Annotated in this window: 10 protein-coding genes and 3 pseudogenes; all 13 read right to left on the bottom strand. The window is 49.9% G+C overall.

What is annotated here, in order from left to right; genetic code table 11:
* Positions 1 to 751, bottom strand: a pseudogene (locus LI241_RS14620) (helicase); the annotation flags it as partial.
* 78 nt (positions 752 to 829) lie between these two features.
* Positions 830 to 1045 carry a transposon-transfer assisting family protein gene (locus LI241_RS14615; protein ID WP_002576226.1) on the bottom strand — a complete coding sequence of 72 codons (216 nt, stop codon included), beginning with the start codon at positions 1043 to 1045 and terminating at the stop codon, positions 830 to 832.
* 1 nt (position 1046) lies between these two features.
* Positions 1047 to 4334, bottom strand: a complete 3288-nt coding sequence (locus LI241_RS14610; RefSeq protein ID WP_227161085.1) for an LPD16 domain-containing protein — start codon at positions 4332 to 4334, stop codon at positions 1047 to 1049.
* Positions 4335 to 4340: 6 nt separating this feature from the next.
* Complete coding sequence (locus LI241_RS14605; RefSeq protein ID WP_004798047.1) at positions 4341 to 4619, bottom strand: hypothetical protein; 279 nt, start codon at positions 4617 to 4619, stop codon at positions 4341 to 4343.
* Positions 4616 to 6715, bottom strand: coding sequence for a type IA DNA topoisomerase (locus LI241_RS14600; RefSeq protein ID WP_227151407.1), 2100 nt, complete (start codon positions 6713 to 6715; stop codon positions 4616 to 4618). The genes LI241_RS14605 and LI241_RS14600 overlap by 4 nt, the downstream gene beginning before the upstream one ends.
* Entirely contained in the window at positions 6696 to 7403 is a 708-nt protein-coding gene (locus LI241_RS14595; RefSeq protein WP_002589131.1) for a hypothetical protein, read from the bottom strand. The genes LI241_RS14600 and LI241_RS14595 overlap by 20 nt, the downstream gene beginning before the upstream one ends.
* A 147-nt stretch (positions 7404 to 7550) precedes the next feature.
* Complete coding sequence (locus LI241_RS14590) at positions 7551 to 8303, bottom strand: DUF4366 domain-containing protein (protein ID WP_227151405.1); 753 nt, start codon at positions 8301 to 8303, stop codon at positions 7551 to 7553.
* Positions 8293 to 8544 (bottom strand): DUF4315 family protein, encoded by a 252-nt coding sequence (locus tag LI241_RS14585; protein ID WP_002589133.1) that lies wholly within the window; start codon positions 8542 to 8544, stop codon positions 8293 to 8295. Before LI241_RS14585 ends, LI241_RS14590 begins: the two co-directional genes overlap by 11 nt.
* Positions 8545 to 8573: 29 nt before the next feature.
* Positions 8574 to 10283, bottom strand: a complete 1710-nt coding sequence (locus LI241_RS14580; RefSeq protein WP_038271071.1) for a CHAP domain-containing protein — start codon at positions 10281 to 10283, stop codon at positions 8574 to 8576.
* Entirely contained in the window at positions 10276 to 10650 is a 375-nt protein-coding gene (locus tag LI241_RS14575) for a DUF3851 family protein (protein ID WP_002569211.1), read from the bottom strand. Before LI241_RS14575 ends, LI241_RS14580 begins: the two co-directional genes overlap by 8 nt.
* A gap of 2 nt (positions 10651 to 10652) precedes the next feature.
* Positions 10653 to 10886 (bottom strand): annotated as a pseudogene (locus LI241_RS14570) (conjugal transfer protein TraE); the annotation flags it as partial.
* Between the two features lie 161 nt (positions 10887 to 11047).
* Positions 11048 to 12925 (bottom strand): group II intron reverse transcriptase/maturase, encoded by a 1878-nt coding sequence (gene ltrA / locus LI241_RS14565; protein WP_370632786.1) that lies wholly within the window; start codon positions 12923 to 12925, stop codon positions 11048 to 11050.
* 753 nt (positions 12926 to 13678) lie between these two features.
* Positions 13679 to 14934 (bottom strand): annotated as a pseudogene (locus LI241_RS14560) (VirB4-like conjugal transfer ATPase, CD1110 family); the annotation flags it as partial.

Here is a 14934-nt window from a genome sequence, read left to right as displayed (position 1 = left end):
TGGCTTCGCGCTCTGCATTTCGGACGGTAACGCCGATCTGCCGCAGCACCTGCTGGTTGATCTGGCTGACCGCTGTTCCCAGCGCTCCGATGGTTGCCGGAGTATTGAAATCAAAGATCGCCATGAAATCTTCGTGGTCGAAGTAGCGTTCCGGTTCCAGTCCACAGCGGGACATCAAAGCATAAGTGATACTGACGGTGGCTGCTGCCTTGAACTGTACTCCGATGTTAAACTCATCATATTCCTCCAAAAAGGAACCGTCAACGATATAAAAGAAGTCCTGCTGATGCTCCGTCCAGTATTCCTCAGCCAGTTTTCCGGCTACCTCCGTGAGCTGTCCGGCAAGGTCATCACCGGAAACATCATAGGTGCGCTCAAGCATGGCCTGCACCGAATCCAAATGGCGCTCCTCCAGCTGCCACAGCCAGGGAGTGCGGGAATGTTCACGGGTTCCGGTGTCGGAAATATCAAAAACATAGCGCAGGCGGGGTCTGTCCCCGGAATCGTCCACCAGAGCGATTCCCTTGGAGCCGCGCCTTACATACCGGCCCATCTTTTCATTCCACAAATCGTACTCTGCACAGGCGGTGGCGTCCGGACGCTGGGCATAGATCATCAACTGCTCATGGAACGGGTACTTGTAAAGGCGGGAAGCAGTGGTGAGAAACCCTGCCCATTCCTGCCAGCTCCCCGTGAGCTGCGTTGTTACCTTCTCCGCCATCTGTGCATATAGTTCAGCTTTGGTTGGCATAGTGTTCTGTCCTCCTTTCAGTTTTGGGGTAGAAAGGTGGGGTGGCAGATCGCCACCCCATCCCTGCGATTATAGTGTTTACTGGTCAAAATCCGGATACAACTCCAGCTCGGCAAACTCGGCATCACTCATGGCCTGGAGCTTGCCCAGTGCGCTGTCTGTCAACTCCCGCAGCTCGGTTTCCTCCGGGGCCAGCTCGCCGCGCATCTCACGCAGGCTGTCGATCAGTCCGGTGCGGCTGCCGGTATTGTAAATGCACATCAGGTTCATTTCCTCAAAAGTAAAGTTTCCCATATCAAATCTCCCTTTCCGCACTCTTTTTGGGCGCTATCTTTTTGTGTTCTGCCTTGGGCTGGCTTTTCAGCTGCTCCATGACGGACTTTTTCTTTTCCCGTTCCTCCCGATGGGCAGCGGCAGCCAAATCCATCAGGGAAATGGGCTGACCGCTACGGGCCTGCTGTTCCATCTCTGCCACCGTAGGCTCTTTTGCACCATTGTTGATGATACCGTCGATCATGCCGTAATCGTCCTCCACGGCCATCTCCACATTTTTCAGAGGATTTTGCGGCAAGAATCCAGGGATCTGGGTAAAACCAACACTGTCACAGTAATGACAGGATACCTTACCATCCTGTTTGATCGCAACGATGTCGCTTACGCTCAAAGAAGGATGGTGGTAGTCTGCCGGATGATTGTTGTTGAACTGATTATAAAGCTGTTCAACAGCAGCCTGCGGAGAATTGCAGGGTTCCAACGGCGCAGTATAGACCAGATCATAGTTTTCACGCTTTACTTCCTGCCCGATGGATCGGAGCCAGTCCATCCCTTCATAGCGAATGTCACGCAATTCATCGGTATGCTTTACCTGATAGATGGCAAAGCAATCTCTGTTCTGGGAGAGAAATGCCTGTTCCCGTTCCTGCTGATGTTCCTGACGCTCCATGACCTTTTCGTGGAACTGAGGGCTTTTCTCCCATTCCTCACGGTCCACACCGAAAAGACCGCCATGATCCATGATTTCCTGCGGGTCAAACACCATGCTCTCCGTATTGTCCTCATGCAGCACATAGACGGTCAAACCGGCGGCATCCAGTTCCAGCGCCCGTTCTCTGGTAACAGGGAGCATCCCATCATAGGAGTAGCCGTATTCCTGCATATCTGGTGTGGAGACCTGCTCATCCGGCATGGGGTATTCATCCAGTGCCTGCTCCTGTGCTTCCGGCAGCTGGGAAGAAGCAGCCATCTGACTGGCCTCTGCCTGCATCTGCTGGTAGGCAGCTTCCTGCAAGGTCTCAATCATGGACAACGGTGCGTATTTTACCGAGTCTCTGCCCAAATCGTTGTCATCACAAATCTGGAGAACTGCCTTCATGCGGGAAATCTCCGGCATATCCAGCTGACCACCATCCAGCTCTTTCATGGATGCGGCATCGTAAAGGGTATAATCCCAGCCGCTGTCACAGGACTGGATATGAAGATAGGTGGCATCGTCGATCAGAAACAAAGCCTCCTGCTGATTGGCGTCCGCCCCCAGCACTTCCATTTCCGGCATTGCCGCAGCCAGTTCCTTTACTGCTTTTTGCACCAGAGGATTATCACGGTAATAGTCGATTGCCTGGATGGTGTCCAGGTCAATGGTCTGGCCGGTCAAAATCGGAAAAGGTCCTTCATAGTCGCTTCCGTCTTTCAGCTCAAAACCAATGCCCTTGATCCCGTTCATTCGTTCTGCCGGAATCTCCTGATAAATGCGGATTGCTTCCTCCAAAGACAGGTTATCGTGGTATTCTCCGAGGTTTGGAAATTCCATGCACTCTGCTACATAGTAGGTCAGATCACCGGTCGGCTGTCTATCAGATACCTTAGCGGAATCTGCTGGCTGCTCTATCGGGGCGGTTTCCGGCTCTACCTTTGCATGAGGGTCGATTCCGCGCTCTTTGCAGATTTCCTTATAGTGGCGCTCAATGTCGGAGATCAAAGTGCCGGAGGTTTTGTTGATGGTCTCCAAACTGGCTCTCAGTTCTTTCAGCTCCTTGCCCTGACTCCAGCTTGCAATATAGCCAAAGCTGTTTTCTCCTGTCTCAATGCCAAAATATTTGCAGACTGCATAGGAGATGCTTTCAGCCTCCACTTCTTCCGTGTGACGGTTTTTGATTGCTTGTTTTTCTGCGGTTGCATCTTCCTCGACTGCAAGACGCCATTCAAACTGATTTTCGTCCACATAGCGCCAATCCATATCAGAAGCAAACTGTTCGGCTTCTTTTTCTGTGGCAAAATCCAGCTTGAAATCATGCTTGGTTCCACCTTCACTCTCCTGCACAACCTTCCATGACGGTAGCATTTCATATTTTTTAGGGTCATGGAGCTTGCTGTGGGCAATCTCATGTACTGTGGCTGAAACCGTCTGCACCTCACTCATGCCCTGACGAATGGCAATTTTCTGATGATCAGCAGAAAAATAGCCGTCCGTATCGGCAGCCATTGCTTCAAAAGTAATCGGCACCGGTGCGCTGCGGCGCAGGGCCTCCATGAATGCCTCATAATTTGGCACATTGCCGGAAAGGGAGGAAGCAAGCTCCGGCAAAGGTTTCCCGTCGGTCTGACTCACATCAAAGACCTTGACAGGGCGGAACATGGGAATCTCGATTTCTTTTTCCTCTGTGACGATCTTTCCGTCTTTATCCAGAATCGGAGCCTTGGTATCCGGGTCCAGCTTCTGCTCCTCGATTTTCTTCTTATACGGTGTTGGGGCAATGATGGTAATACCATGCTCGCCCTTTTTTACATGACGCTCAAACTGGTCTTTCCACTTATTGTATCCGGCTACTAATGTAGCGTCCGGCTTCTGCATATAGATGAGCATGGTGTTGTTTACCGAATAGCGGTGAAATCGGGACATGACGGACAGATAACGCATATACTTTTCGCTTTCAAACAGTTCTTTGATACCCTGCTCGATGCCATCTGTGATTTCCCTTAGCCGTTCTCGATTGGTGGGTTTATTCTCAGCCATGATTTTCAATCTCCTTTCCAAGTGTGTGATTTCCGCTGTGTGTTCTGCAATCCATGCCTTTTGTTCTTCTTCACTTTCATAAAGAAAAAGGTCCAGCAGGTATTCTACATAGGCTTTCTTCTGGATTGCTTCCACAAAACGGGGGTGCGGTTCTTCCTCCGGTGTCCTGGGAGAACGGTCGGCTTCCCATTTTTTCAGCAGATAGTAGTAATCGGACAGTACGCGATAACAGCGCTGTCGATCCTCCCGAAACTTCTGTGCCTCGGTTTTTTGCCGGACATATCTCCTGCGGGGCGGAGCCTGACTGTCATAGATCAGGCCAAAGTCCTGTGCCAGTTTCTCCGCCGCTTCTTTTGGGGAGAGGTTAAAGAGCTTTGCGGTAAAGTCGATCACATCCCCATCTGCACCGCAGCCAAAGCAGTGGAACCGCTGGTCTATCTTCATGCTGGGGTTCTTATCATCGTGGAAGGGACAGCAGGCCATGCCATTTCGTTTGACCTCGATCCCATAAAACTCTGCCGCTTCTCTGGTGCTGACCGACTGCTTGACTGCTTCAAATACGTTCTCTGCCATGTGCCTTTAACTGCCGGACTTTTTCACAGGGGGCTGGTATCCGGCGGCTTTCGCACGCTCACTGGCAGCTTTGCGGCGCTCGGCGCTGTATGGCTCCCGGACTGATACACACCGCTTGGGGACGGTAAAGTTATGGGCGTCCTTTCGGGTGATCTGGTCGGGGTGCTTTTTTGCCAGCAGTTCCAGCTTCTCCATCAGACGGGGATCGTGGGTGTAGACCTCAGCCATTGGTTCTGCCTGGTTATAGAGGAGAATGGTTTCCCGTTCCACTAAAGAGAGCTTCATCGGCTGCCTCCTTTCCGCTGGTCAAATTCCAGCTTGAAGTTGGCGTACTGTCCATCGTCCTCCAAAACCACAGTGGCATCGTAGGTCTTGCCGGTTTTCTCCGAATATAGCCCCGTCACACGGACACAGCCATCGTTCAGCAGCGCAGACACCACAGCTTTGGTCGGCTGTTTTTTCTTGGCAGCCCACCATTTGTTGTTTTTCCAGATTGCAAATTTGCAAGAATCATTCTGACAGAAGAAGCCTTTTTGCAGTTCTGCAACTTCACCGCCGCAGCGAGGGCATTTGCCCACCACCTCACGGGGCGGAGTGAACAGGTACTCAGTTCCCTTGATGACCTGATAAGTCCCTACCAGATCTTTCAGCATGGTGCTGATCCCGTCCAGAAACTCCTCCGGGGCAAGCTGCCCGCGCGCGATCTCGCCCAGGCGGTACTCCCACTCGGCAGTCAGAAGCGGCGATTGCAGCTGTTCCGGCAAGACTGTGATCAGGGAGACTGCATCGTGGGAAGGGAGAAGCTGCACCGTTTTCCTGTTCTTTTTTCGTTCCAGAAAACCGGCAGATACCAGCTTTTCCAAAATACCGGCACGAGTGGCCGGTGTCCCCAGACCTTTTCGCTCGGCATCCTCCGGCATATCCTCTTTTCCGGCAGTCTCCATCGCGGACAATAGGGTGTCCTCCGTAAAGCGCTGAGGAGGACTGCTTTTGCCTTCTTTGATGATTGCAGCAGCAACCGAAAGGGTCTGTCCTTCGGTCAGCTCCGGCAGGGCTTTCTCTGCGCCCTCTTTTTTCGGCTCTGCATCCTTCGTTTTGGCACGGTAAGCGTCCTCCAGTGCTTTCCATCCGGGGTGCTTCACTGTTTTTCCTTTGGCGGTAAACTCCCCACCGGCACACGCTGCAATCACAACGGTTTCCGAATAGATATGGGGCTGGGCTACGGCGCACAGCAGACGCAGGGCCACCAGCTCCAGCACCGCTTTTTCTCCCGCAGGAAGGGCAGAAAGGTCTGCATCCTTGAGATTTCTGGTAGGGATTACCGCGTGGTGGTCAGTTACTTTCTTATCGTTGATGACCGCATGGGAGTCACAGGTAATGGCGATCCCTTTGCGAAACGGCATAGCATTGGCAACCAGATTCACCAGCACCGGCAGGCTGTCTGCCATATCACCGGTCAGATAGCGGCTGTCAGTACGGGGATAGGTGCAAAGCTTCTTTTCATACAGGTTTTGCAGATAGTCCAGGGTCTGCTGGGCTGTAAATCCAAGCAGGCGGTTGGCATCTCTTTGCAGAGCAGTCAGGTCATAGAGGGCAGGCGGCTTTTCGGACTTTTCCTTGCGCTCCATCTTTTTGATTGTGACATTTGCACCCTGACAGGCTTCTTTCAGCTGCTCGGCAGCAGCCTTATCCGCCATGCGCTCCCCGGATACGGTAAGACCGGGCAGCTCCAGCGCCACGGTATAAAAGGGAACCGGCTTAAAGGTGTCGATCTCAGCTTCTCGCTGGACAATGAGTGCCAGCGTTGGGGACATAACGCGCCCGATGTTGAGTGTGCGGTGGTACAGCACGGAAAACAGCCTTGTGGCATTGATCCCCACCAGCCAGTCCGCCTTGGCACGGCAGAGGGCAGCATCCCGAAGTTCATCATAGTCCGCACCGGGGCGCAGGTTTGCAAAGCCCTCCCTTATGGCGGAGTCCTCCATCGAAGAAATCCAGAGCCTTTTCATCGGCTTTTGGCAACCTGCCAGCTCGTAGACGCTGCGGAAGATCAGCTCGCCCTCGCGTCCGGCATCACAGGCATTTACCACTTCCGTCACATCCGGGGCATTCATCAGCTTTTTGAGAATATCAAACTGCTTCTTTTTATCTTTGCCCACCACCATCTGCCAATGCTCCGGCAGGATAGGCAGGTCATCATATCGCCACTTGGCGTACTTGGGGTCATAGCTGTCTGCATCCGCAAGACCGGCCAGATGGCCCACGCACCAGCTGACACGCCAGCCGTTGCCCTCCAGATACCCGTTCTTACGGGCAGTTGCACCGATCACCGCCGCCAGACTTTGTGCAACCGATGGTTTTTCAGCAATCACCAGCTTCATAATCTTCAACCTCCCATTCATTCTGCCAATTATCAGACAGTTTTTTTGCAATGCTGTGTTCTGAGGCAAGTGTAATGTCATAGCCAAAGCGATAATCATATCGGTACAACCTGCCAATCAAATCATTGATTATGATATTGCAGGCCATAATCACACGCTCTTTATCCACCTGCATCAGTTGATAGCGTTGATAATTGTTGTAATATTCTCGATGTCTGTGGGTTCTGCTGACCGTATCTTCCATCAGACAATCTATGGCATCTTTTTCACCATCTTCTTTGCTGCCCTGTGTATAAGACAACAGTTCCTTAACCATGGGAAAACTTTGTTCATCTACCGTTGCTTCTTCGCTCAAAAAACCGATATAAGCTTTTAGTAACAGGCTAACTGCTGTTTTTTCAGCTTCAGATAAAGCGTTCATGGTCTCCGCTGCATCAGGCAACAGTTCCTTTTCCACAAATTCATCTATCTCACCAGAATAAAGCATTCGGATTGAGTCCACACATAAAGAGCGCTTTTGGGGTGCGGTCTCAATTTCAAAATCATAAAGATCCAAGTCATCGTCCTTCTTTGACTTTTTTTGAACTTTGCTGATAGCAGTGAAAAGAATGTCTCCTCCAAAGTAAATTCCGAAGGCGACCAGATCAAAAATAATCAGAAAGTGTAATAACCAGTTCCATGTGTTCATTGTGAGGTCCTCCTTTCTTTGACCATGTGCTGATTTTGGGTGTGGATTTACAGTAAGAGAGTGAGTAGAGCAGCAGAGGACAGGAATTTCTCCCTGTCCTCTGTCCCTTATCCCGCAATGATTTGAAATACGCTACGCTCAAATGGTTCAATCTGCTCTATCGCGTTCCTCATTAGGGTCAGAACCCTCAAAACCATCCTCAAGGACTTCCTCATCTTCGGTTTCCCATTCCTCGGAATCTTCCTCACCATAATCATAATCGTCCAGACTGTCATTGCCCTTGGTCTTAGGCTTATTCTTAACGAGCTTCAAGTAGGCAAATACGCCACCGCCGCCCAGCAGAGCCAGCAGAAGGATCAGCACAGCCGGGTTCAGTCCGGCAGGCTTCTCTTTTTCCGGCTCCGGTGTTTCTGCCGGAGGTTCCGGTGCTTTTCCCGTACATTTACTCTTATCAGTTACACAGACCGGACAGGCCGTATTAACTGCCCCTGCTTCACATTTCTTCGTGCAGCTGCACACAGCAGGCGGCTCCTCTTTGGGTTTTCCATCTTCCATCAGCGCCATCAGGTCCGCTTCATCCACCTGGTTCAGAAAGTGAACAGCAGTCTTTTTATCCTCGTTGGCCCTGTCGATCAGGATATAAAAATAGTTGCCCGCCTTGGTGGTAACGGTAATGAGCTGTTTATTGCCCCCGAAATCATCCACCAGAGCGGCGTTGCCCTCCGGGGTCAGCGGAGGTGCTTTTTCCGTTTCTTCCACCACCACATTGCTGTCATTGGTGGTATCCTCTGCCGGGGGCGGCGCTGCGCCCTGGGCAAAAGCGGGAACGGTAAAGCCCGATGCCAGCACCAGCGTCAGACAAAGGGCGGAAAGTGTTCGGAGCAATCGTTTATTCCTCATAGCTGTTTTCCTCCTGTTCGTTGTTGTCATCAGCAAAACTGCCGGGAACTGTGCCTCCGGACAGCATGGCGCTCAGCTGAGCCGGGGTCATACGCAGTGCGCGCACCATCTGGACGATCTCCAGATTTTCTGCCTCGGTTTTCTGTACCTCCAGCGCCTTGAGCTTTTCCTGATACTCTGCGATCTTCTCGCGGACCTTAGCAATCTCCTGGTCAATGCGTTCAATTTTGTTCTTTGCCATCGTCTATCACTCCTTCTAAAAAATCTCTGTTACCAGTTCATCAGGCCGTAGCCCTTGATACTCTGATAATTCAGGTCATAACTTTTGATCTTGCAGGCATCGCCGGAATTTCCCTCCACGGTATAAACACGGCTGCCATCGGTGCCGACAACAATTCCCACATGGTCTGCGGAACCATCCAGATCCCAATCGAAGAAAATGGCATCACCGGGGGCGATGTTTTCATATCCTCGTGCGCCCCACTGTCCATGAGACTGGAACCACGGAACACCCTGAGACTGACAACCAGCAAAGCGTGGTTCCGTTCGACCGGATTGACCATAGCACCATGATACAAAGCAGGCACACCATTCCACACGGGAGTCAAAGCCGTACCAGCTCCAATAAGGTTGTCCTCCCACATTGCCCACCTGACTTTTCGCCAGTTCCACCAGCTGCGGATTGCCGGGGCGGGTGCCATTGATAAATTCAACACCAGTCAAATCTTCAGAAACACCTGTATCGGGAGAACCGCCACCAAATAACAGCGGCTTATTGCCCATAGTCTGTCGGTAGACCTGGTACATCTCCATCTGCTCCGGAGTCAGTAGTTCTGGCGCAAGAGAGGCAATGGAACGGCTTGTTAAAGTTACATGGAGAATACGATATTCATATTCATGCTCATCACCATCTTCGTCAGTGTAAGTGCGAATCTGAATTTCTTCTCTCAGCGTAAGCTGATACTGTGCATCAAACACATGATCCAGCTCTGCCTGTGCGCTGTGGCGTGTATAGCCTTGCAAGACAGCAGAGAGAACTGCCGCCAGCTCATGGGGGTCATGGCCAATCATATCCAGGTTATAGCGATACTCGTCATACCCTGGGTGGCTGCTTTCGATGTTGTCGATTTTCTCCTGCAACCGAGCTTCTCTGTCTGCATAATCTGCCTCCACCGCCAGCATTTCCGGGTCATCCGATGGATAGGTAGTGCCGGAAATTACAGAACCAATACTCTGTGCCATCATAGAGCAGGAGAACATGGTATTCATCAGCATACAGGCGATGAGGAACAAAACCCCTGCGATCAGGAAGCCCTTCTTGTGGCGCATGACGAATGCCCCTGCCTGCTGTGCCTTTTCTTTTACCGTCCTTGCGGCTTTTCCGGTTTTGGACGCAGCCTGGGCGGTATTTCCGGCAGTCTGACCGGTGCGCTTGGCGACGGCATACTGCTTTTTGATACTCTGTTTTTGCTGCCAGCGGGAGAGAGGGTTGCTGGTAAACTGAGGATTTTCCCGTAGGGACTTCTGGTACAGGGCATTTACATTTGCCTTTTCCAGCTTCTGCTCGGCCTGGGCTGCTTTGCGGTACGGCTTCAGCTTGTGGCTGCGATAGCCCTCCCGCACCAGATAAGCGCTGGTCTCCACCGCCTCCTCGGACTTGTGGGCGCTTTCCACGCCCACATTGTCCTGTTCTGTTTCCCGGATCTCTTTGTGAAACTTGCCCGCGACCAGATGGACGGGAGCTTCCTTAACCCCTTGAGAAAGTTTGGAAGGTGGTTTTTTCTTGTCCTCAAAGGTCAGCTTCGAGGTCTTTTTCCCGGTGTCCGGGTCAATGACCGTCTGTCTGACTTTTTTCTTTGGAATATTGGCCTGCGCCTTATCTGCTCTGGCCGTAGCTTTCTCCGTTTTGCGGATCGGCTTTTCCAGTGCAGGGTCAGCCCGTTCCTCATCAGTAAAGCGCAGGCGCGGCTCTTTATTCAAACCAATCACCCATTAGGATAGCATCCATCATGTGGTGCAGCTCCACATAGAGGGCCAAACCTTCCGGATCATATAGCGGATGCACGGTGAGATACGCATGGACTTGCGCCAGAATCTCAGAGAGCATTGTGATAGGTCTGCACCCTACAATGGTTGCTGCACCAGGGGCACACATCATATTCGCCCAAATCGAAAAGAGACGGGCAAGACCAATTTCGCCATCCTCATTCAAGGTTTTGAGTTCTTTGTCAGCGGTACGACACTCAACAACAGCGGAGGCCATTACCGGAAGCAACATGAATTCGTGAGCCTCCAATGCCTCACGGAAAAAAATCATGGTATCAAGTTCGCAAATATTCTGTTTCATAGTTATTCATCCTCCTTTTTCAGTTCCTGGGGTTTGGTGGTCATAATGCGGTAAAGCTCAGTATTCTTCGGGAAGTGGTCAACGAAGGGCAGGATGGTGGAGCCATAGAACAGCAGGCCCTCGCCCTCACCGGAGTGGGTCACATAGCTAAGCTGGTGCGTGGAAATGCCCAGCTGCTTGGCGAGAATCTGACGGTCTCCGCCTGCCTGGTTGAGCATATACACGAAGTCGGAGTTTTATAGTGATAGGTAAGCCTCTGATACCATCTCGGGCTTTTCCCCCACTCCACACCGTGCATGCGACTTTCACCGCACACGGCGTTCCATCGGTTAGTATTTTTCATTGTCTAAACAATCAACCTTTGAATAGAATAAAAACTGTTGAAGTTGAAATAAGATTAAATAGGTTGCATGGAAGCCAGCTCACGAAGGTGGTTAACCTTTATAAGCTGTTTGTTATCAAGCTGTAGTAAATCCATATATTTGTAAATAGTCTCCGCTTTTGAAGCATGGATAAGTTTATGAACGGAATTCTTTATGAGAATAAGATTCTCATAGGAATCCGTACCGCCTAAATGTCGAGGTAGCTTATGATGGCAATGTATTTCACCAACAGAAGAAAATTCTTCCCCTGTGACAGCACATTTACCCCATTGAGCGGAAAAGAGTGATATTCGATTGTCTGCATATTCCACACTATTAGAATAGGCTGGTTGACGCATGAGAGCCAACATCATGGGGATGTTGATTCTAAGACAGTTGTGAATACCTTCTCGTCCTTCGGGAGTATAGTAGTTCCAATTCTTCTTTCGAAAAAGTGGGTTCTTGTGCTGCGTGTAACCGATTGGATACACGGGTTCATTCGTACCAGCGACATATCGCATCATTTTTGATTTACCAAAACGGGCTTTTTCAAACTCCGTAAGCTCTCGCCCTGTTTTTACAAGGCGGTTGCCTGTGCGAGTACTAAGCCTGTTAGTCAGCAAGGTCATGACTGTGCGGTTAAGGGAAGCACAATCATGATTAACATGTGTGGCGATACAGTAATAATTCTGCATGCCAGTAACCATACTGTTATAAAGTCGGATTTCACCCTGCTCACCATAAATTTTGCGAGGGTGAGCGATTCTCTTTGCCTGTTCTTTAAGCTTCTCCCTTTTGTGCTCGAGATTTTTATCTGCGATATGAGATATAACCACGAGTTTGTTGCCTTTTCTGTGAACTTTCATTTTGAATCCGAGAAAATCAGAGTAATGATTTCTTACATTGACAATCCTCGTTTTCTTTTCAGAAATTTCCAGTTTGAGCCTTTCTTTCAGCCACAGAGTGACTGCACATTTGGTGCGTTCAGCGGAGTCCTTTGTCCTACAAAAGATTCGAAAATCATCTGCATAGCGAACAATGAACATTTCCTTCAGGTTAGATTTCTTAGCCTGTCGAAAGCCGTTTTCAGGTCTAGTATTCCGTTTGCAAATCGGACACCATTGCCATTGACTTTCTACCCAGTGGTCTAATTCGTTGAGCACGATATTAGCTAGGAGTGGCGATATAATACCTCCCTGTGGGGTTCCTTTGTCGGGTGTGATAAAAGTCCCATCTTCCAGTTTGATTGGTGCTTTGAGAATTCGTCTTATGACAAATATCAGTTGCTTGTCATGAATACCCATAGCCCATATCTGTCGCATCAGCTTGGCATGATTCACGTTATCAAAAAACCCTTTTATATCGAATTCAATGACATAGTGAAGATTGGCATGTTGAAGTAGCTGATAGCTTCTTGCTATAGCGTTCTCAACCGAATGGTTCGGTCTGAATCCATAGCTGTTTTTGCTGAACTTAGCCTCACAAACAGGTTCCAATACCTGTTTGATACATTGTTGAACAAGTCTATCCCATATACACGGAATCCCTAAGGGTCTCGTTTTACTTGGGTCGTATGGTTTTGGTATCTCCTTACGCCTTACAGGTTTTGGGCGATACCCATGTTCACTTCCATTAATAATAAATCTAACTTTTTCAACAACCTCATCGGGGGAACATCTTCCAATGTCCTCGATTGTGAGATTGTCTGTGCCACTTGTTTTACTTCCTGTATTTTTCTTGATATTTCTGTACGCTAGAAGAATGTTTTCCCGTTGAAGAATGACAGACATTAAATCTGTAAAAACTTCTCCGTTCAAACTTTCCTGGTATAGATTATCAATCGTATTCTGCATTCCGTAATACTCATTGTGACGCAGATTATCCTCACAGAGCAGTTGCTTTTTCTTTTTCATGGTCATAAGGCATCACTCTCCTTTCTTGGGAAAGTGTCCCTTTTTGTCATACTCGTAATCCTTATAAGATTGAATGACAACAATTGTTTCTAACCGACTAAAGCCCATTCCTCGAGCCCGCCTTTTTCGTAGGGCTGTCGTAGGTTCGAGCTTCGCTTTTCAGCACAGATTAAGCGGCTTATATGATTCGTCCGCAGATTGCTTATGAGCAACTCTGTACCTTTCCACGTTCCGATAATTCTATCTGTGCATATATCCTTAGGTGTCCGCTATAGTCCTGTCAGCTTGATTGTGCCTGTAACACAATACGGAGTTTCATATTTTCGATTCTTACTCCACCGCACTGACCCACAATTAAGTGTCCATACATTTCTATATGGTAAACATCTAGACCCGTACATTCGCGGTTTTCGTCAGTCCGTCGTGAACATTCTCACCATAGATATTTTATAGACTCCCGACGTGTCATCTGCATACAGTACCTCTACCGCACTTTCGACAGCTGTATTTCTACACTGTTTCGGCAGACTTCCGCCGACTTTATCGAGCTCCTGACCCCAACCATTACAGTCAGAGCCGGTCGAAGTATCAGAGAAGGCATTTCAAGGCGTTACCCCATCATTCTACCTTTCGAATTATCAGTTGTTACTTACCTCGTAAGAAGGTAAGTCCGACGATTTTAGCATCGCATGGCCATAAGTCCATGAAGTTTTACCCTCATAGAGCGATGTTTGTGCGTCAACGTGTCGCACCAAAGATGTTCTCCACCTCGCGGCTGCTCAAAAGGTCTTTGACATTCTGGGTGATACCTGTCGGAATACCGCCCCATTTGCGGAATCGCTTCCAGATTTCCACCGTATAAGCGGCGGTCTGCTCCTCCTTCAAAAGCAGGTGCATCTCGTCGATGTAATAACGGGTGGACTTGTGGGCAGCGCGGTTAATGGTAACGCGGTTCCACACCTGATCCTGGACCACCAACATACCGATTTTCTTGAGTTGCTTGCCCAGCTCCTTAATGTCATAGCAGACAATGCGGTTATTGATGTCCACATTGCTCTGGTGATTGAACACATTGAGGGAGCCGGTTACATAGATTTCAAGGGCCGTGGCGATATACTGGGCTTCCTTTTCCTCCTGTGAACGGAGCAGGTTATATAGGTCCTCCAGTATGGGCATATTCTCCGGGCGCGGGTCATTGAGGTAGGTCTGATAGACCAGACGCACACAACGGTCGATGATGGTTTTCTGCACCGGCTGCAATCCGTCCTTACCGCCCACGATCAGCTCACACAAGCTGAGGATAAAGTCAGACTTGAGGGACAGCGGGCTTTCATCATCCGAATAGTCCAGGTTCAGATCCATCGGATTGATGTAGTTGGTTGAGGTAGGCGAGATCTTGATGACCTGCCCATGCAGACGATCCACCAGAGGTGCGTACTCCGCTTCCGGGTCACAGATGATGACATCATCATTGGTAAGCAAAAAGCAGTTGGCAATCTCACGCTTGGCGCTGAAAGACTTACCGGAACCCGGCGTACCCAAAATCAAGCCGTTGGGGTTTTTCAGCAGCTTTCTATCCACCATGATGAGGTTGTTGGACAGGGCATTGATGCCGTAGTACAGGGCTTCCTTGCCGTTCTGGAATAATTCCTGTGTGGTGAATGGTACAAAGATAGCCGTAGAACTGGTGGTCAGCCCTCGCTGAATCTCGATCTGATTGAGTCCCAGGGGCAGACAGCTCATCAGCCCTTCTTCCTGCTGGAAGTCCAGTCTGGTCAGCTGGCAGTTATACTTCTGGGCAATAGAGCCTGCCTGAAAGATGTTGTTGCCAAGCTGACGGGGGGTGTCCGCTGTGTTCAGCACCAAAAAGGAGACCAGGAACATTCTCTCGTTTCGGCTCTGCAAATCCTGCAACAGCTTTTTCGCTTCGCTGCCGTAGGTGGCAAGGTCAGAAGGAAATAGCGATAGGTAAGCCTTTGAAGTTATCTCCAGCTTTTCCCCCGCTTCAC

The organism is Longicatena sp. 210702-DFI.1.196, from assembly GCF_020563125.1.
Classification (GTDB): Bacteria; Bacillota_I; Bacilli_A; order Erysipelotrichales; family Erysipelotrichaceae; genus Longicatena; species Longicatena caecimuris.
This window is presented reverse-complemented; position numbering and strand designations above follow the sequence as displayed.